Here is an 18595-nt window from a genome sequence, read left to right as displayed (position 1 = left end):
GGGCACCCGACCCATCGCTCACGGGTTCAGCAGCCGGTTCATCTCGTCGATCTCCGCCTGCTGGGCGACCCTGATCCGAGTCGCGAGTTCGCGTGAGGAGGGGTCGATCCCCTCCGCGAGTTCGTCATCGGACATCTCCACCGCGCCCTGGTGGTGAGCGATCATCTGTTGCAGCCACAGCCGGTCGAAAGCGGTTCCGTCGGCTGCCGCAAGCGCCGACATGTCGTCGTCGGTCATCGTTCCCGGCATCGCGTGACCCTCGTGCGTTGACGGCGTGGCAACACCCCACGCGGCCAGGCGGGCGGTCATCTCGTCGATCTCGGGTTGCTGCGCGGCCTGGATGCGCGTCGCCAGATCGCGCACCGCGGCCGTCGTCGTCCGGTCGGCGACCAGTTCGGCCATCGCGACGGCCTGCTGGTGATGCGGAATCATCATCTGATTGAACGAGACGTCGTACTCGTTGTACGACATCGCCGTCGATGACGAAGCGCTGCCCGACGCCATCGGCATGGGCAGCGAGGGCGTCGACGACTCGGCGGCCGACGGTTCGTCGGCGGTCGAGCAGCCCGCCACCAGGGTGACGGCGACGACGGCCGACCACAGGATCGTGTTCTTCTTCATGTGTGTATTCCTCTGCATGAGTGAGTGGTCGGCCTGCCCGAGGAGGGCAGCCGACGATGACGGCATCACGGACGCAAGGCCCGCCGATGCCTCCTCAGCAGCGGATCACCGCGAGTTGCGAATGGGTCGGCATCACCCAGGGAGGTGGACGCCCGGTGCGCAGGATGCGCCGACCGCGGATCGAGCCGAGCAGCAGCGGAATGGGGAATCCCCACGCCAGTACCGAGACCGCCTTCGGCGTGACCACCGGGTCCCCGTCGCGGGTGAACACACATGGGTGCTCGGGCATGTCGCAGTCGTCGGACCCACTGATCGTGGGATGCCGGTCGATGGAATCAGACGTCGTCTGAGCGGTCGGCGACGAATCGCACTCGTGCGCACGTGCATCGCCGTGCCCGACGCCGGCGTGCATGACCAGAACGGCCATCACGGTGCCGAGCAGCACGTACACCCGCACCGCACCGGCGGCTCGAAGGCGGGCGATGACGGTCGGCACCTGCCAAGCTTACGGGGATTTCACCTCTGCCCCGACGACGAGCACATCGCCCGTCCGCTCCCGCGCACGCCGGTGCTGTCGCGGGAGGATCCACCGACGGTCGATCACCCGCGCGACGACGATGACGATGGCCGCCAACGCCCAGCCGAGCAGGATGTCGAAGACGTAGTGTTCGGCCGTGTAGACGAGCGTGAACGCCATCGCGATCGCGTAGCCCATGAACAACGCCTTGCCCAACGCCCTGACCCGCGGCCACATGAACAGCGCGAGGAGCATCGTCAGACCCGCGTGCAGTGACGGGACGGCGGCGACCAGATTGGCCTTGCCCTGACCGACCTTGACCAGGGTGGAGGCCGCGTGGATGTTGAGGTAGTTCCAGCCGCGCGCCGAGATCCGTTCGACGTAGGGGGCCGCGTCCGGATTCGACGGAGTCACCTCCCCGAGGATTCCACCGCCGGCGGCACCGGTTTCGGTTGCCATGCACTGCGGGTCACGGGGTTGGTCGGCGACCTGGACGGCGGTACATCGCGCCGCCGCCCAGGGCGGGGCGGCGGGCACCAACGTGTATCCGACGAGCGCGAGGAAGGTCGTCGCCACGAAACAGGCCGCGTATCGCCGCCAGGCCGCCCGGTTGCGCACCCAGAGCACCGCCGCGGCCGCGTACGGGACGATGAAGTACGACATGTAGACGACGCTGGTGATGACCTCCCACCACGGCGGCGAAGCATCCTTGATGTGGCTTTGCAGCCACACGGTGGGGTTCACACCGAAGATGGCGTGGTCGACGTCGGCGGCGAGAAACCACTGCGTCGGCATGTCGACGATGCGTGCGACGTCGCGGGTCCAGTCGTAGAGGAGCAGGATCAGGGCGAAGGGCAGCCAGTCGACGATCACGCTGATCGCCTTGCGCCGGCCGATCGTGGCGGCCAGCATGCCCAGGCAGAGCAGGATGATGAGCCGGGTGCGATCGAAGGCCAGTCCGCTGACGCTGAACTCGTAGACCATGAACGCGATCCACGCGACGATCGCGATCCGTCGCACCATCGTCAGGTCCCGGCGCTTCTCCGGTTCCGGCTCCATCTCGGCGGCGGCGGCCACATCGTCGAGGAACGGCTCGACCCCCGGTCGGTGGCCGCGATCGTTCGGCGGGTCGGCGTCTATCGCCTCGTCAATGCTCAACCGTCTTCCTGCCCACCACACCCGCGACGGGGCCCTCGCCTCTTAACCTTCCGTCAGCCTAATTGTCATCGGCCGTTCGTGGCCCCGTAAACCGGCGCGAAGTCCGTGTCGATCGGGCTGTGGCCGTAGGATGGTGATCGGCGTCACAGCGGGTCGACGGCATCATCGCGACTCGCCACCGAATCGTGGGAGGAGTGCAGTGCCCGACCGTTATCTGCGATATGGCGACCAGCGCTACATCATCACCAAGGAGGCGGAGGCACGCCTGCATCGTGTGCTCGACTCGGTCTACGCCGAGGGCAGCCGGGGACATGAGTGGCTGAGCCTCTACCAGGGAACCGAGGCACCCTGCCGCCTGCTGATCGCACCGGGTGTCCCGATCTCGATCGAGATGCTGCCGGGCACCGACGATTAGCGCCGGTGGCCGCCAACTATCGTTGAGCCATGCGCATCGGAGCACACCTTCGTGAGGACACCGATCCCCTGACCACGGCCACCGACCTCGACATCGACGTGTTCCAGATGTTCGTCACCGATCCGCAGAGTTGGCGCAAGCCGGTGCCACGCCCGGATGCCGAGGCCATCCGTGACTCGGAGATCGACGTCGTGGTGCACTCGAGCTATCAGATCAACGTGGCCAGTCTCAACAACCGTCTGCGCATGCCGTCGCGTAAGGCGGTCGAGCAGCAGGCCGCCGCGGCCGCCGAACTGGGCGCCTTCGGGCTGGTGGTGCACGGCGGTCACCTCCGTGACGGTGAGGACGCCGCGGAGGGATTCGCCAACTGGCGCAAGCTCTTCGACCGTCAGGTCGACAAGGGTGGCTTCGGGGTGCCGATCCTCATCGAGAACACCGCGGGCGGCGATCATGCGATGGCCCGCACCCTCGAGGCGATCGACCGACTGTGGGAGTCGGTGGGCGATTTCGAGCAGGCCGGCTTCTGCCTCGACACCTGTCACGCATGGGCCGGGGGCGAAGACCTGGTCGGACTCGTCGAGCGTGTCCGTGCGATCACCGGACGCATCGACCTGGTGCACCTGAACAACTCCCGCGACGAGTTCGACTCCGGACGTGACCGCCACGCGAACCTCGCCGACGGGCACATCGACCCGGAGGTCCTCGTCGCGGTCGCGGCCGCCGCGGACGCACCGGTCATCCTCGAGACGCCCGCCGAGGGCGTGCCCGGCGACCTGGACTATCTACGCTCGGCTCTGTAGGGCTTTCGTAGCCGGAGGGCTTCACAGTCAGGCCGGTGACTCCACAGAGCGCGGCGAATCCGTCGTCACTGCCGGGCCACTGAGCACGCACCGCTTCGAGTCCGGCTCTGCGGACCACTGCGCGGAGAACTGCGGTCACGATGATGGCGTCATCCGCGTAGCCGAGGACGGGGATGAAGTCGGGAATCAGATCGAACGGCAACGCCAGATAGGCCAGCAGAGCCCAGAGCCGGATGCGGACACCGCCGGGCAACGTCTTGTCCGCGGCCAGGCGCCGAACGAGGCGGAGGACGTCGGGCAGGATTCGCAGGGCCTCGCGCAGAAGTCCGCCGGACGGCCGCAGGATCACCAGGGTGATCACCAGCGCGACCCAGATCACGATGAGCGCCGCGGCGATGCCGATGGCCATGTCCCACATGAACGAACCGGTCACATCGTTATCTATACCGCGCCCTCGACGCCGGGGTCGACGCAGGTCACACCCCGTTCGGGTTGTCCGCCGCCGGTGAGCGAGGTATTGTGGGGTTACTGGCGAGTAACTTTCTCTCACGCCGAAGACGAACCCAGCGGTATGGCAGGCGATCCTCCCCTCCGGGTGGATGTATGTCGGCCGACGATCCACGCCCGTATCGAGATAGGAACAGCAGATGGGCCACTACAAGAGCAACATGCGCGACCTGCACTTCAACCTGTTCGAGATGTTCGAACTCGACAAGGTGCTCGAGTCCGGAGCTTTCGGCGACCTGGATCACGAAACCGCCGTCGACATGCTCCGTGAGGTCAAGGCGCTTGCCGAGGGGCCCATCGCCGAGTCGTTCGCCGACGCCGACCGCAACCCGCCTGTCTTCGACCCGGACGCCCACACCGTCACCGTCCCGGAGTCGTTCAAGAAGTCCTATAACGCCTTCGTCGAGGGTGGTTGGGACAAAATCGGCGTCGCCGAAGAACTCGGGGGCCTTCCGGCGCCGCGGTCGCTGTACTGGGCCATCGGCGAGATGATCCTCGGCGCCAACCCGCCGGTGTTCATGTACGCAGCCGGCTCGGGCTTCGCCAACATCTTCTTCGAGAACGGCACCGACGAGCAGAAGAAGTGGGCGGCGATCTCGGCTGAACGCGGCTGGGGCGCGACGATGGTGCTCACCGAACCCGACGCGGGTTCCGACGTGGGCGCCGCGCGCACCAAGGCGGTCAAGCAGGAGGACGGGACCTGGCACATCGACGGTGTCAAGCGCTTCATCACCTCTGCCGACCAGGACATGACCGAGAGCATCATCCACCTGGTGCTGGCCCGCCCCGAGGGCGCGAAGCCCGGCACCAAGGGTCTGTCGCTGTTCTTCGTGCCGAAATACCACTTCGACCACGAGACCGGCGAACTCGGTGAGCGCAACGGCGTCTTCGTCACCAACGTCGAACACAAGATGGGCATCAAATCCTCGGCCACCTGTGAACTGACCTTCGGTCAGCACGGCACGCCGGCGGTCGGCTGGCTCGTCGGGGAGGTGCACGACGGCATCGCGCAGATGTTCGACGTCATCGAGCACGCCCGAATGATGGTGGGCACCAAGGCGATCTCGACGCTGTCGACGGGCTACCTCAACGCGCTCGAATACGCGAAGGAGCGGGTCCAGGGTGCCGACCTCACACAGATGACCGACAAGGCCGCCCCGCGGGTGGCCATCACCCATCATCCGGACGTACGTCGTTCGCTGATGACCCAGAAGGCCTATGCCGAGGGGATGCGCGCGATCTACCTCTACACCGCGTCGCATCAGGACGCCGTTGCCGCGAACATCGTGTCCGGCGCGGACGAGAAGATGGCCCACAAGGTCAACGATCTGCTGCTGCCGATCGTCAAAGGTGTCGGCTCGGAGCGGGCCTACAGCCTCCTGTCCCACGAGTCGCTGCAAACCCTCGGCGGCTCCGGCTTCCTTCAGGACTACCCGATCGAGCAGTACGTCCGCGACTCGAAGATCGACTCCCTCTACGAGGGCACCACCGCGATCCAAGCGCAGGACTTCTTCTTCCGCAAGATCATTCGCGACAAGGGCGCCGCGCTGGCGCATGTGTCGGGTCAGATCCAGGAGTTCCTCGACGCCGAGGGCGGCAACGGCCGCCTGAAGGCCGAGCGTGCGCTGCTCAAGACGGCCCTCGAGGATGTGCAGGCGATGACCGGCACGCTCATGGGGTACCTGATGGGCGCGCAGGAAAATCCGAAGGAGCTCTACAAGGTCGGCCTCGGGTCGGTGCGCTACCTGCTCGCCGTCGGCGACCTGCTCATCGGCTGGATGCTGCTGCGTCAGGCCGAGGTGGCGCTGGCCGCGCTGGATGCGGGCGTCTCGGAGGATGACACCGCGTTCTACAACGGCAAGATCGCCGTCGCGAGCTTCTTCGCGAAGAACATGCTGCCGTTGCTGACCGCCGTCCGCGGCACCGTCGAGAACATCGATCTCGACGTGATGGAGGTCGACGAGTCGGTCTTCTGATCCGCCTCTGAAACCGCTCTGAGCAAACGCGTACCTCTCACGGGTGCGCGTTTGCGGTTGAGGGGCACCGAGGGGACCATTGGGACAAGCACAAACCGCCACATCGGTGACCACGCGGCGGGTAGATTCCCAGGCAGTCCCTCGAGAGGCCCAGCGATGTTCGCTGTACTCGCACGTGTCGTCGCCGCTCATCCGTGGCGTGTGGTCGTCGTGTGGGCGATCGCGGTGGGGGCGATCATCGTGTTCGCCCCCAACCTCTCCGACCACACCACCGGAAACCAGCAGGACTTCCTGCCGTCGTCGTTCGAGTCGGTGGACGCGCAGAACATCGGCAACGAGTACTTCCCCGCCACCGCCGGCGCCACCGGAACCCTGGTCGTCTCGCGCACCGACGGCGGCCAACTCTCGCCGGCCGATCAGCAGACCGCCCTCGGCCTCGCCACCACCCTGCAGAACGACAAGATCCCCGGCGTGACCACCGTGACCGCGGGTCCGCAGTCGGTCGCCCCCGACGACGAGGTCGTTGCCCTGCAGGTGGCCTTCGACGGCCAGCCCGGTGACCCCGATGTCGATGCCGCGGTGCCGGCGGTCCGCGATGCGGCGTCGTCGGCGCTGACGAACACCGACCTCACCTCCGGACTGACCGGCAACGCCGCGATCCTGGTGGACAGCAACAACGCTTACAACGACGCCGAACGCATCATCACGATCGCCACCGTCATCGTCATCCTGACCACCCTGGGCATCCTGTTCCGCAGCCCGCTGATCGCCGTCCTGCCGGTGATCGTGATCGCCGTCGTGTTCCTGACCGTGCGCGGCCTGACCGCCTGGGCGACACAGATCTTCGACTTCGAGGTCAGCACCACCCTGGATGCGATCCTGGTGGTGGTCCTGTTCGGCGTCGGCACCGACTACACGGTCTTCCTGTTGTTCCGCTACCGCGAACACCTGCGCGACGGCGAGGAACGGTTGGACGCGCTCGTGGGGGCCACCAGCGCGGTCGGGCGGGTCATCGCATCGTCGGCGCTGACGGTCATCGGCGCATTCGCAGCGCTGTTCCTCGCCCGGCTCGGGTCCCTCAACTCACTGGCGCCGGGACTCATCATCGCGGTCGCGGTCATGCTGATCACCGCGCTGACGCTGATTCCCGCGGTGATCGCGATCGGCTCGAAGGTGATGTTCTGGCCGGTCGGTCCCGGCCACGAACCGCAGCGCTCGGTGTTCGCGGCGCTCGGCCGCGGCGTCGCGCATCGCCCGGCGATCACCGCGGTTCTCATCGGCGCCCTGCTGATCGTGCTCGCCGTGTTCAGTTCCGGCTACAAGGCCACCTACAACACCCTCGGCGAGATGCCGTCGGACACGCCGTCACAGGTGGCGTTCGACACCCTCGCCGCCTCGATGCCGCCGGGTGATCTCAGCCCCACGCAGGTCTATGTGAAGTCGTCCGGGCCGATTCCGCAGAACGAGCTGGCCACGCTGACGACGAACCTCGAGGGGGTACCCGGCGTCGCGGCCGTGACCCCGCCACGTATCAGCGGGGACGGCACCGCAGCCGTCGTCAACGTCGTCCTGGACACCTCACCGTTCTCCACCCAGGCCCTCGACACCATCGACGACTCGTTGCGGCCGGTCGCGCATTCGTCGGTGCCGGGTGCGGTGGTCGCCGTCGGCGGGCAGACCGCGACGCTGGCCGACGTCCGCTCTCAACTGCACTCCGACACCCGACACGTGTTCCCCACCGCGGTGATCATCGTGTGGGTGATCCTCGGTGCGCTGCTCCTGGCGGTCCTCGCCCCGGCGAACCTGCTGGTCAGCGTGTTCGTGACCTTCGCCGCGACTCTCGGCGCGCTGGTCATCGTCTTCCAGCACATCCTGGACTACTCCGGCATCGACTTCTCCACGCCCATCGTGCTCTATCTGTTCGTGGTCGCCATCGGCACCGACTACAACATCCTGATGGCCGAACGGGTGCGCGAGGAGTTCGTCGCCGGAAAAGCGCCGCCGGACGCGGCCCGGATCGCCATCACCCGCAACGGTCAGACCGCGGCGGCGGCCGGCGTCATCCTCGGTCTCACCTTCGCGTCGCTGACCCTGACCGGACTGAAGAACCTCGAGGAATTGGGGGCCGGTGTAGCGATCGGCGTGATCCTGGCGTCCTGCGTGATGGCACCGATGCTCGTCCCATCGCTGTCCGTGCTGCAGCGTGGCGCGTTCTGGTGGCCGACGCGCCCGGCCGCCGTCAGAGCAACGTCAGACGCACGCCCAGCGCGCGATAGATCGGTTCAGAACGACGGTCCAGACTGATCGTGTCAGCGCTGGTCGCCAAGACGAAGCTCACGGATGTCGTCGGTGGAGAGTTCGGGCCCTCCCCCAGGAAGGAGCAATCGACCGTCCACCTCAACGAGTACGTCGATGGTGACCGGCTCGAGGACGAGTGCGTTGCCCGAAACGGTGATCTCCACCTCCCCCGGCACCAGGCCAACCCGATCCCGAAGTTCCTTGGGCACCACCACACGACCCGAACGGTCGATGGTAGTTCTCATGGCAGCGACCGTACCATTTCAATGGCAGCCTCGGTCCCCACGCACACCAAACTCCCACTTGCACACGCAATCTCGTGTGTAAGTGGGAGTTTTAGGTGTAGCTGAAAGAGAGAACTACTTCGGTGGCATCCGGATGCCGCCGTCGACGCGGACGACCTCGGCGTTCATGTACGAGTTGGTGACCAGCTCGACGACCATCGACGCCAGCTCGTCGGGCTGGCCGAGACGATGCGGGAACAGCACCGACTCGCCGAGCTTGGCCTTGAACGCCTCAGCGGCCTCGCCCTCGCCGTAGATCGGGGTGTCGATCAGGCCGGGGGCGATGGTGTTGACGCGCACACCGACAGCCGCGAGGTCGCGGGCGACCGGCAGGGTCATGCCGACGACGCCGCCCTTCGACGACGAGTACGACGCCTGGCCGATCTGACCGTCGAATGCGGCGACGCTGGCCATGTTGACGATGGCGCCACGCTCACCGGACTCGAGCGGCTCGTTGCGGCTCATCGCGGTCGCGGCCAGCCGGATGCAGTCGAAGGTGCCGACCAGGTTGATCGCGATGACCTTCTTGTAGGCGTCCAGGTTGTGTGCCGAGGCGAACTCGCCGTCGCGGCCGATGGTGCGCTGCGCCCAGCCGATGCCGGCGGAGTTCACCAGCGCCCGCAGCGGACCGAGTTCGACCGCCTTGTTGACGGCCTCCTCGATCTGAGCGGTGTCGGTGACATCGACGCGCACGAATGCTCCGCCGACCTCCTTGGCGAGGATTTCCCCCTTGTCGGCCTGCAGGTCGGCGACGACGACCTTGGCACCCTTGGCCGCCAGCTGGCGGACCGCGGCCTCGCCGATGCCCGACGCGCCGCCCGTGACAATTGCACTTGCTCCATTGATATCCACATTGCGGAGCCTATCGAGCGTTCTATCGCTCGGTCCAGAGGGGTGTTCACTTGCAGGTGACCTTAGGTTCTGGGTCGTAGCGGACCGTGCGGGTGTGGCGGCTGATCTCCGCGCCGGTACGGGCGTCGGTGACGATGCGTGTGTCCGACGTCGTGAATCCGCGGTTGCCGCCGGATGCGATGCAGTTCTCGCCCTTCGGGAACTCGAGCGACGGCGGGTCGGTGTAGGAGTGACGCTCACCCGTGATCGACTGCACCTCCCGAGTCTTGGTTCCCCACAACCGCACCGTGATCGCCGACGAAGTCCAACTCGTCTCGATGTAGACGCCGTGTCGGGTGTTGTTGCGGAACTTCAGGTCGATCGCACCTTCGAAGACGGTCGCCTCGCGCGCCTCGGGATAGCGGGAGATGTAGTAGCTGTGCTCGGTGTGGTCGACGTCCTCGAGCCCGGCGAAATAGGTGGCGTTGTAGAGGGTCGTCGCGAATTGGGAGATGCCGCCGCCGACCGCCTGTTCGGCGTGCCCGTGATCGATGATCGTCGACGTCACGTATCCCTGCGCGGTGCCGCGCGGACCGGTATGGGTGTTCAGCGAGAACGTCGCGCCCGGCTTGACCAGGGCGCCGTCGACCTCGGCGGCGACGAGCCGGATGTTCTCCCCCGAGGCGCTGCTGAAGCCCGATGTGGTGTACTCGGCGACCACCTCGCGGATGCCGAGTCGGCGGGCGGACGCGGTGTCGAAGCGTGGCTTGATCGGCTGGTAGGCGACCTCGACGCGGCGGGCGTCGGAGGCATCGGCGCCGGTCGCGACCGCGGCCGCCGACGCGAGGGTCTTGTCCCAGTCAAGACGCACCCCGTCGCGGGACGGCACCACCCTTGGTTCACCGGATGCCATCGAGAACCTGGCATCGACGGGTTTGCGTTCGGTTCGCCCCAGACGCCCTCCCAGCAGGGCCACCGCGCCCTTGTCTTCGATCGCCGGGGCCAGCCCACCGGTGCCATCGGGCACAAAGGTGAGGATCGAGCCCAGCTGCGCCGGCTCGAGGCGCACCGCGATGTCACCCGTACCCCGGAAGGTCAGCGGCCCCGCGACGGCCCGGGTCGCCGCGCCCGCGACCGTGTTGCGCACGACGTCGGCGGACACCGTCGGCCAAAAATCCTCGAGGGGAAGATCGATGGGTTTCGCGTAGAGCCAGCGGTCGGTGAGCGCCGACATCGCGTCGTCGCGATCGACGCGCTTGCCGGCGGCCGGCAGGTCGGCGACCGGGGTGACACCGTCGTAGTGGATCCCGCCCTCGACAGCGGCCGTCTCGAGAGTGGACCGCTGCTCGTCGAGCGTCACCTCGACGGCTCCGCGGTCGACCGCCACCACCGGTTCCACGGTCCGTGACCGGCCGAACAGTGCGAGGACCCGAGTGAGCGGGTTGCGCGGCTGCTCCATGAGGCGTGCGAGGGTGGCGTCTCGGTCGAAGGTCAACCCGAGCGCGTCGGGTGCCACCGTGACGGTTCCCGACGACGTGCGGAGCGCTACACGGCGGGTGGCGCGGTCGGACAGATCGTCGAGGACGGCCTGCGTCTGCGCGTCGTCGAGGTTCCCGGCGGGAATACCGGCGACGACGACACCCCGGGCGGTCGAGTTCTTCGAGGCCACGAAATCGGCTGCGAGAACGATGCCGGCGAACGCGAGGATTCCGACGACGACGCGCACCACCGCACGCGCGGCCGGGGATCTGATCACGTCGACAACCATAAGGAAACCGCGCAGCGGATGCGCGCTGTGGGAACCCCGCGAAGGGACCCGAAGGCCCGAACGAAGGCGCTCCGGCCGAGCTGCCGGGTCGGGGGTCTGGCAGCTCAGCCGGAGCTATCCGTTATATCTACGCTAATTTCCGCCGCGTTACAGCTTTCCGGAGACTTTTTTTCGGCTGATGTGACCAGATCGATGCCGACCGGACCGGCTATCCCTCGATGATGGCGGTAACGCCCTGTCCTCCGGCCGCGCAGATCGAGATAAGGGCGCGACCGCCACCGTTCTCTTTGAGCGTCTTGGCCGCCTGCGCGACGATGCGTCCACCGGTGGCCGCAAACGGGTGGCCGGCCGCGAGCGACGAACCGTGCACGTTGAGCTTGGCGCGATCGATGACGCCGAGCGCGCCGTCGAGGCCCAGACGCTCCTTGCAGTACTGTTCGGACTCCCACGCGGACAGGGTCGCGAGCACGACCGAGGCGAACGCCTCGTGAATCTCGTAGAAGTCGAAGTCGGCCAGGGTGAGCCCGTTGCGTTCGAGCAGACGCGGCACCGCGTAGGTGGGGGCCATCAACAGTCCGTCGGGGCCGTTGACGTAGTCGACGGCCGCGGTCTCGCTGTCGACGAGATAGGCCTGCACCGGCAGGCCCCTCGCCTGCGCCCACTCGTCGCCGGCCAGCAGCACCGTCGACGCACCGTCGGTGAGCGGGGTCGAGTTGCCCGCGGTCATGGTCGCGTCGCCGAGCGAGACCCCGAAGACGGGTTTGAGGGTGGCCAGCTTCTCCGTCGACGAATCCGGGCGCAGGTTCTCGTCGCGGGTCAGGCCACCGAACGGGGTGATGAGGTCGTCGAAGAAGCCTGCGTCGTAGGCGGCGGCCATGTTGCGATGGCTGGCCGCGGCCAGGGCGTCCTGGTCGGCGCGGTTGATGCCGAACTCCTTCGCGGTGATCGCAGCGTGATCACCCATCGACATGCCGGTACGCGGCTCGCCGTTGCGCGGGATCTCGATACCCAGCTTCCCGATCAGCCGGACCGCGCCGAGCAGCTGGTCCTTGGCGCTGCGGGCCCGGTTGACCTCCAGCATTTGCCGCCGCATCGACTCCGAGACGCCGATCGGGGCGTCGGAGGTGGTGTCCACGCCGCCGCCGACCGCGACGTCGTAGCGACCCGACGCGATACCGTCGCCGACCGCGACGATGGCCTGCAGGCCGGTTCCGCAGGCCTGTTGCATGTCGAAAGAAGGGGTGTACGGCGAGAGCGCGGAACCGAGCACGCACTCGCGGATCAGATTGAAGTCCCGGGAATGCTTGAGCACGGCGCCGCCGGCGACCATGCCGAGCCGCTCACCCTGCAGGTTGAAACGACTCACGAGCCCGTCCAGGGCTGCGGTGAACATCTCTTGGTTGCTGATCTTGGCGTAGGCCTTGTCCTGGCGGGCGAACGGGATGCGATTGCCGCCGAGGATCGCGACCGGACGCAGGCTGCGGGTCTTGGGGGTGTAGGCCACTTCGATCTCCCAGGGGTGTGGTTCGGTATCTATAGAGTATTCTTACTCATGAGTAAGTTAGTTGTCGAACGGCGCTCCCCTGGCGTCGTCGCAGACCCTTCGACCTGCCCACACGACTGAGGAGAACTCCCGTGGCCTCGAACGGAAACCCCGGCCTCTACTCGACCTTCGTCCATTCCGCGCCCGGCGCGTTCATCGCCAAGCAGGCCGGGCTGCCCGTGCCGCCCACGCTACGCCGCTACAAGTCGTCGGAGCCGGCACTGCCCGGCCCGGTCCGGCTCGGCGGTTCCGGCCGCCTGGTCGAACCCCTGCGCGAGATGCTGTCACACCCCGACTACACGCTCATCCATAACGCCACCACCGGCCAGGGCGCCGACAAGTATGGTGCACTCGCCTTCGACGCCACCAGCATCACGTCGCCGGCGCAGCTGGGTCAGCTCTTCGAGTTCTTCGGGCCGAACATGCGTTCCCTCGCGCCGTGCGCGCGTCTTCTCGTCATCGGTACCACCCCCGAACTCGTGTCCGACCCCGACGAGCACGTCGCGCAGCGCGCGCTCGAGGGCTTCACGAGGTCGGTGGGCAAGGAACTACTCAAGGGCGCGACCGCGCAGCTCGTCTACCTCTCCCCCGACGCCAAGACCGGCCTGACCGGTCTGGAGTCGACCGTCCGGTTCGTACTGTCGGCGAAGTCGGCCTTCGTCGACGCCCAGGTGATCCGGGTCGGCCCGGCAGACGCGTCGGCGCCGGAAGACTGGGACAAACCGCTGGCGGGCAAGGTCGCGGTGGTGACCGGTGCCGCCCGCGGTATCGGCGCCACCATCGCCGAGGTCCTTGCCCGCGACGGTGCCCACGTCATCGCCGCCGACGTTCCACAGGCCGGTGAGGCCCTGTCGAAGACCGCGAACAAGATCAAGGGCACCGCGTTCCCGATCGACGTCACCGCCGACGACGCGGGCGCCAAGCTCGCCGAACACGCGCTCGAGCGCCACGGCGGCCTCGACATCGTCGTCAACAACGCCGGCATCACCCGCGACAAACTCCTGGCCAACATGGACGCCGCACGCTGGGATGCGGTGATCGCGGTCAACCTGATCGCCCCGCAGAAGCTGGTCAACGACCTGTTGGACAAGGGTGCGTTGCGTCCCGGCGGCGCGGTCATCGACGTGTCGTCGATAGCCGGGATCGCCGGTAACCGCGGCCAGACGAACTACGGTGCGTCCAAGGCCGGGGTGATCGGCCTCGTCGACACCTATGCGCCGATCCTCGCCGAGAAGGGCGTCACCATCAACGCCGTGGCCCCCGGCTTCATCGAGACGAAGATGACCGCGGCCATCCCGCTCGCGACCCGCGAGGCGGGGCGGCTCATGAGTTCGCTGCAGCAGGGCGGACAGACCGTCGACGTCGCCGAGACGGTCGCCTACTTCGCCAACCCAGCGTCGAGTTCGGTCACCGGCAACGTCGTCCGCGTGTGCGGCCAGGCTCTGTTGGGGGCGTGATGTCGAGGACGATCACGCTGCCTGCACCTCCGAGGACCCGCGAGGTGTACTCCAAGGCCATCGGGGCGATGCTGCCGGTCATCGGGAAATCGGGGTCGGTCGGCCCCGACGCGCTCATCCCCGACACCCGGTTCCGGCTTGACGACGTGCGCGTCGATGCCGACCGCCTGCACGACTACTGCCGGGCGACCGGCCAACGGTTCGGCTCGGCGCTGCCGTTGACCTACCCGTTCGTGATGCAGTTCCCGCTGGTCATGAAGCTCATGACACTGCGCGAGTTCCCCTTCGGCGCCGTCGGCTCGGTCCACGTGGAGAACACCATCCGCCGCCGACGACCGATCGGCATCGACGAGCCGTTGACCATCGAGACGCACGCGCAGAATCTGCGTGAGCACCGCAAGGGCATGCTGATCGACGTCATCTCCGAGTTCACCGTCGGCTCGGAGGTGGTCGGCGAGCAGGTCGGCACCTTCCTCAGGCAGCAGCGGACGAGCCTATCCGACGAACCGCGCGGCCCGGAGCCCAAGCAGGTCGCCCCGCCGCCACCGGACGCGGTGCTCACCGTCGACCTCGGTCGCATCCGTGGATACGCGGAGGCGTCGGGGGACCGCAACCCGATCCACATGGGTAACCTGGCCGCCAAGGCCTTCGGCTTTCCCCGTGCGATCGCTCACGGGATGTGGAGCGCCGCAGCCGCGATCGCGAACGTCGAGGCCCAGCTCGGAGATGACGTCACTTACGCGGTTCGGTTCGGCAAGCCGATCCTGCTGCCCGCCAAGGTGAATCTCTACACCACACGTATCGACGGCACTGGCGCCGTGAGCGCAGCGAGCGGGACGAGTTCATCCGGCAATTTCGACATCTCGATCCTTGACCGCCGCAAGGGGTTTCCGCATCTGACCGCGACGACCCGGAGCAGCTGAGTTCGGGAACGCATGTGCTTGCGTGCGTCCTCCAGCATTCGCGTGACGGCGGTCTACCAGTCGTCGGAGGCGACCTCGCCGCAGGCGGTCGCGGCCTTGACCGCGTTCGGACAAACGATCAATCGGTGCAGCCCTCCCGGCGGATGTCGGATTTGCGTGTTCTAAATTTAATCACTCTCACTTTGTAGACGCCCGGCATTTCTGAACGAGCCGGACTCACCAGAGAGGGGTGACAATGTCCGGTACCGCTGTGCACGCGATAGCGAACGACGTCGGCCTGCCGGTCCACGCGGAAGTCAAACTTGCTCGCCGTCTCGGAGACAAGACGGTCAAGAACGCGTCCAGTCTTGTCCGTCCCGCGGTTGTCCGACAGATCCGCCAAACACACAGCAAGAAGTCCTCCGCTGCATTGCGGACACGGCGGGACACACTCGCCTGGGCCGCGCGCGGACGCCAACTGACGAAGGCCGAGACGAACGAGCTGCGGAAATTGACATCAATCTTCGGACTCCCTGTGGCGCACGCAACAAGGCGGCCAGGCGGCAAGAAGCCGCCCAAGGTGACGCCATCGACAAGGAGCCCACAACCCACTGCTCGAAAGCAACCCGTCACGCGCGCGAAGACGCCATCCGAATCGGCCCGGCCGACTGCGGGAACGCAGTCACAGGCCAGATCAGGTCCACCACCTCCGCGCTCGCCCACGAGCTCCGGCTCAGCGTCGACTACATCGGAGTCCTCGCTGCGAGGTGCGACTCTCGAGTGAGCCGACAACCTCTGGTACGCGCAACGTCGAGAGTTGCTGCGCCACGGCGAATCTGCCGACTCTGCAATAGAGAATTCCACTCGACAGAACCTTCGCACGGGTGCGCGCTCGACCTGCGCACCCGCCAACCGGCCGACTTGCCACCGGTTCGGCCTGTCAAGGGACGGCGGCAGAAGAAACCCACCACCTCGGGACCGGTCTACGACGTATCGCCTCGCCGCAGCAGCATAGAGCTGCCCAGTGGACATCCTGGGAGCGGGCGGCGACGTTGAACGCCATAGCTCCGAGCGCTACCGACCACGTGCGGGGTCGATTCACATACTGGTGAGTTCGACCTCGGACTCGACGCGTGCACGGACACCGAGCTTGTCGCGGAGGGCGTCGCAGATCAGGGATGCGAGGTGGCTCAGGTTGGGCTCACGGATGTGGTAGAGATTCACCGAGAGATTCGCTCCTGCGACGAACTCGCCCTCGCCCGAGTCGACATCCCACGCGGAGTATCCATTCGGAACAAGGCCGGACTCCGTGATGACGTGAGCGGCGATGTCGCGGACAGCCTCCACCGTGGCGACCGGAGTGTCGTCCACATAGATGCTGATCTCGTCACTGCTCACGGGCCCAGCCTACCGCGGCGACGTCCGCCTCCGCACTGTAGATGATCAGGATCTCGCTGACCGTCGCGCCGTACCGCGCGGCGGACAGCGTCAGTGCGCGAAGTGCTTCTTCCCTGCTCAGCAGGGCTTCTCTCGCGTCCACTACCACTAGGTCGTTCGTTTGTCCGAGCGCACGACGGACCTGTTTCACTGCCGCTGTGACCGGCTGCGCGGTGCCAGCTATCCGCTTGAGCTCGACAGCTCGGCCGCCAGCAAGAGCATCTGCAGCCTTCCCGTACACGCCATCCATGGCATCGATCGACACCAATCTGATTGACGGGTAAAGCGCCTCCAGCTGCTCAGCCGTCGCTTGTTCTGCCGATGAGAAGTATCGATGCGGATCATCGTCCGGCGCGACCTGGCCGCGTTGGAGGTAGCAAACCGGGTCGGGAGATGGAACGTCGCCCTCGCGTGAGCTTGGTGTGACGACGACATCCGACTTCTCGACAACAACCGCCGCTCGCGAGGTGCTGTCATCACGACGACGCTCGTCAGATTCCATGTGTCGGACCCGGCGCATCAACGGCCTCGACCGCGTTCCGCGGAACGCTCAGCAGGACATCCCGGATGCCGGCAGTGCTTCCGCCGAGGTCCACGGTCAAGAATTGGTATCGATGCCCTTGGATCGTCGCCGTTTCATTGAGATGTTGTCCGACCACCGGATAGAGCAGCACCCCTTCGGCCGTCGTCGACAGCTCGTCCTTGCCGTGCTGTGTCTGCACATACGCGTAGAGCTGGAAGAGGTGGTCGCGTGAGAGTTTGACGGCACCGTACTGATTCGGTTTGAGAGCATCTGCAAACTTGGTCTCGACGATGATGCGTCGTGAGGCGGACTCGAGCAGGGTGTCCGTCTTCATGATGGGCAGAATCGCCGTCAACCCACCGCTCCCGTCGGTGACCGGCCAGTGATGGTGGACCTCACCGGAAGCGACCTTCCAGTCGGGCGGTAAGACGGCCCGGTAGAAACCGCGCACCGCCGCCTCGTAGAGTCGACGAATCGCCTCGGCCTCACGTTCCGGATCACGCGTTGTCTGCTTGCCCGCTGACTCTGCGGGGATCGTCATCTGCAGGAGGAGTTGTGCCGCATCGATGGCTTCGACATCGTCCTGCTCGTTTCGACCCAGGGTGAGTTGAGCAGCCTCGCGTTGCGTAACCAGCCGTGGCGAGACGCCGTACTGGTCGAGGATGTCCGCCAGACCCCGTGCCCGGCGTTCCAGTGTGACGTCGGCGACGTGGCGGGCAGCGAGTACCAGAGCAGTTCGCAGCACGCGGTTGCGGAGGTTGTCGACCGAGAGCTCGTCGAACCTGCAGGCGACCCGTCCCTGCGCGAGCAGCAGTCTCGACTCGGTGGTGAGCACGTCGATCTGTCCGCGAACCCGTGTGAGCGTGTCGGACCGAGATCGGTACTGCCGACCGAGACTTCGCTGCAGGCGCCGCTCGGTGGCGGTGACCAGGATTTCGGCCACCAGATCGAATAGCTCATCCGGATTGTCCTCGACGTCACCCTTCTGAATCCGCTGGTCGTGTTGAAACAGCTTGGAAGCGTAAAGCATCAGCAGCCAGAGGTTGCGCACCGGGATGGCGGTGCTGCCACTGGTAATGATGCCGGGAACGGTCACGACGTGCCGATCAACTTCGCGGTCTCGGCCTCGACTCTCTTGGGATCGTCAAACCAGTACTCGGACAGCAGCGGGCGGATCTCCTGCTCGACGACATCGCTGATCCAGGCTCCCGTGTCGTCGACCCTCGTGTCGTTGGTCGGTGTGAAGAAGCTGTGGCCGATGCAGTACTGCGCGCCCAGAGAGCGATCCTCGGTGATCTGCGTGTTCAGCGCCCCGATGCGGTTACCCAGGTCTGCGAGGGTGGAGATGTCGATTCCGTTCCGCTCCGACACGAACTTCCGCCAAGCACTGTTGAACTGCGGCGACAAGTCGGCAAACGCGAAGCGACGCCGCAGCGCGAAGTCGACGATCGCCAGCGAACGGTCGGCGAGGTTCATGGTGCCGATGACGTAGAGGTTCTCGGGGATGAACACGGGATCTTCGTCAGGTTGAGAATAGGCCAGCTGCAACGCTTCCGAC

17 protein-coding genes and 1 pseudogene are annotated in these 18595 nt (G+C 66.4%); 6 read left to right on the top strand and 12 right to left on the bottom strand.

Features of this window, described 5'->3' with window-relative positions:
* Positions 1 to 18 precede the first annotated feature (18 nt).
* From GORHZ_RS21730 to GORHZ_RS21720, 3 genes are all read right to left on the bottom strand, one after another.
* Positions 19 to 621 (bottom strand): DUF305 domain-containing protein, encoded by a 603-nt coding sequence (locus GORHZ_RS21730; protein ID WP_006336932.1) that lies wholly within the window; start codon positions 619 to 621, stop codon positions 19 to 21.
* Positions 622 to 715: 94 nt separating this feature from the next.
* Positions 716 to 1117, bottom strand: a complete 402-nt coding sequence (locus GORHZ_RS29685; RefSeq protein ID WP_006336931.1) for a hypothetical protein — start codon at positions 1115 to 1117, stop codon at positions 716 to 718.
* A gap of 9 nt (positions 1118 to 1126) precedes the next feature.
* The gene (locus tag GORHZ_RS21720) at positions 1127 to 2296 is read right to left on the bottom strand and encodes a phosphatase PAP2 family protein (protein WP_006336925.1); all 1170 of its coding nucleotides are present in this window, start codon (positions 2294 to 2296) and stop codon (positions 1127 to 1129) included.
* 199 nt (positions 2297 to 2495) lie between these two features.
* Between GORHZ_RS21720 and GORHZ_RS21715 the strand changes: the two genes are divergently transcribed.
* Positions 2496 to 2711 carry a hypothetical protein gene (locus tag GORHZ_RS21715; RefSeq protein WP_006336924.1) on the top strand — a complete coding sequence of 72 codons (216 nt, stop codon included), beginning with the start codon at positions 2496 to 2498 and terminating at the stop codon, positions 2709 to 2711.
* Between the two features lie 29 nt (positions 2712 to 2740).
* Positions 2741 to 3511, top strand: coding sequence for a deoxyribonuclease IV (locus GORHZ_RS21710; protein ID WP_006336923.1), 771 nt, complete (start codon positions 2741 to 2743; stop codon positions 3509 to 3511).
* On the opposite strand, the gene GORHZ_RS21705 is transcribed toward GORHZ_RS21710, so the two are convergent.
* Positions 3447 to 3944, bottom strand: coding sequence for a YkvA family protein (locus tag GORHZ_RS21705; protein WP_006336922.1), 498 nt, complete (start codon positions 3942 to 3944; stop codon positions 3447 to 3449). The two genes, GORHZ_RS21710 and GORHZ_RS21705, sit on opposite strands and share 65 nt — an antisense overlap.
* 214 nt (positions 3945 to 4158) lie before the next feature.
* Between GORHZ_RS21705 and GORHZ_RS21700 the strand changes: the two genes are divergently transcribed.
* Together GORHZ_RS21700 and GORHZ_RS21695 are read left to right on the top strand one after the other, a co-directional pair.
* A complete protein-coding gene (locus GORHZ_RS21700) occupies positions 4159 to 5994 on the top strand; it encodes an acyl-CoA dehydrogenase (RefSeq protein WP_006336920.1) in 1836 nt (611 codons plus the stop codon).
* Positions 5995 to 6150: 156 nt separating this feature from the next.
* On the top strand, positions 6151 to 8298 hold the full coding sequence (locus tag GORHZ_RS21695; RefSeq protein WP_006336918.1) for an MMPL family transporter: 2148 nt from the start codon (positions 6151 to 6153) through the stop codon (positions 8296 to 8298).
* Between the two features lie 5 nt (positions 8299 to 8303).
* Here GORHZ_RS21695 and GORHZ_RS21690 read toward each other — a convergent pair whose 3' ends face one another.
* From GORHZ_RS21690 to GORHZ_RS21675, 4 genes are all read right to left on the bottom strand, one after another.
* Positions 8304 to 8537 (bottom strand): AbrB/MazE/SpoVT family DNA-binding domain-containing protein, encoded by a 234-nt coding sequence (locus tag GORHZ_RS21690; protein ID WP_006336917.1) that lies wholly within the window; start codon positions 8535 to 8537, stop codon positions 8304 to 8306.
* Positions 8538 to 8651: 114 nt separating this feature from the next.
* Positions 8652 to 9428, bottom strand: a complete 777-nt coding sequence (locus tag GORHZ_RS21685) for an SDR family NAD(P)-dependent oxidoreductase (RefSeq protein ID WP_006336915.1) — start codon at positions 9426 to 9428, stop codon at positions 8652 to 8654.
* A 46-nt stretch (positions 9429 to 9474) separates the two neighbouring features.
* Positions 9475 to 11175: a VanW family protein gene (locus GORHZ_RS21680; protein ID WP_006336914.1), complete on the bottom strand. Its 1701-nt coding sequence runs from the start codon at positions 11173 to 11175 to the stop codon at positions 9475 to 9477.
* Between the two features lie 208 nt (positions 11176 to 11383).
* Complete coding sequence (locus GORHZ_RS21675) at positions 11384 to 12679, bottom strand: acetyl-CoA C-acetyltransferase (RefSeq protein ID WP_006336912.1); 1296 nt, start codon at positions 12677 to 12679, stop codon at positions 11384 to 11386.
* Between the two features lie 131 nt (positions 12680 to 12810).
* On the opposite strand from GORHZ_RS21675, the gene GORHZ_RS21670 reads away from it, so the two are divergent.
* On the top strand, positions 12811 to 14175 hold the full coding sequence (locus tag GORHZ_RS21670; RefSeq protein WP_006336910.1) for a 3-oxoacyl-ACP reductase: 1365 nt from the start codon (positions 12811 to 12813) through the stop codon (positions 14173 to 14175).
* Positions 14175 to 15098: a MaoC/PaaZ C-terminal domain-containing protein gene (locus tag GORHZ_RS21665; protein ID WP_006336908.1), complete on the top strand. Its 924-nt coding sequence runs from the start codon at positions 14175 to 14177 to the stop codon at positions 15096 to 15098. Before GORHZ_RS21670 ends, GORHZ_RS21665 begins: the two co-directional genes overlap by 1 nt.
* A 1077-nt stretch (positions 15099 to 16175) precedes the next feature.
* On the opposite strand, the gene GORHZ_RS21660 is transcribed toward GORHZ_RS21665, so the two are convergent.
* The 4 genes and pseudogenes from GORHZ_RS21660 to GORHZ_RS21645 all read right to left on the bottom strand — a co-directional run.
* On the bottom strand, positions 16176 to 16475 hold the full coding sequence (locus GORHZ_RS21660) for a hypothetical protein (protein ID WP_006336878.1): 300 nt from the start codon (positions 16473 to 16475) through the stop codon (positions 16176 to 16178).
* The gene (locus GORHZ_RS31000; protein ID WP_157205308.1) at positions 16465 to 17016 is read right to left on the bottom strand and encodes a hypothetical protein; all 552 of its coding nucleotides are present in this window, start codon (positions 17014 to 17016) and stop codon (positions 16465 to 16467) included. Before GORHZ_RS31000 ends, GORHZ_RS21660 begins: the two co-directional genes overlap by 11 nt.
* On the bottom strand, positions 17006 to 18133 hold the full coding sequence (gene mcrC / locus GORHZ_RS21650; RefSeq protein WP_006336874.1) for a 5-methylcytosine-specific restriction endonuclease system specificity protein McrC: 1128 nt from the start codon (positions 18131 to 18133) through the stop codon (positions 17006 to 17008). Before mcrC ends, GORHZ_RS31000 begins: the two co-directional genes overlap by 11 nt.
* Positions 18130 to 18595: pseudogene (locus GORHZ_RS21645) on the bottom strand (AAA family ATPase); the annotation flags it as partial. The gene mcrC and the pseudogene GORHZ_RS21645, both read right to left, overlap by 4 nt.

This window comes from Gordonia rhizosphera NBRC 16068 (assembly GCF_000298195.1).
Taxonomy (GTDB): domain Bacteria; phylum Actinomycetota; class Actinomycetes; order Mycobacteriales; family Mycobacteriaceae; genus Gordonia; species Gordonia rhizosphera.
This window is presented reverse-complemented; position numbering and strand designations above follow the sequence as displayed.